At 38.9% G+C, this 275-nt stretch carries 1 protein-coding gene; it reads right to left on the bottom strand.

Annotated features, from left to right (window positions below; all coding sequences use genetic code 11):
* Window positions 1–275: hypothetical protein (locus R2R70_RS20160; protein WP_410978927.1), on the bottom strand; the 275-nt coding region annotated here is incomplete at both ends.

Genomic DNA, 275 nt, shown 5'->3' on the forward strand with positions numbered 1-275 from the left:
CAAACTGCTTGTAGTAAAAGTCAACAAGGCGTTGATCTTCAGCGCTTAGTGCTGCTTGGTTATCGTAGATTGTTTGAACGCGCTCAAATAAAGCACCGTTTAAATAAATGTCATCAGAGTGAGCCGATAATACTGGCGCCATTTTTTTACTAATGCGCTGGTATTCGTCATCTGAAATTAAGCCCGATAAGTTATAAAATGCCGTTGATACACGGTTCAATAACTCACCAGATAGTTCCATTTCAACTAATGTGTTTTTAAATGTTGCTGGCTCT

It is taken from the genome of Cobetia sp. SIMBA_158 (assembly GCF_046566945.1).
In the GTDB taxonomy this organism is placed as follows: Bacteria; Pseudomonadota; Gammaproteobacteria; order Pseudomonadales; family Halomonadaceae; genus Cobetia; species Cobetia amphilecti.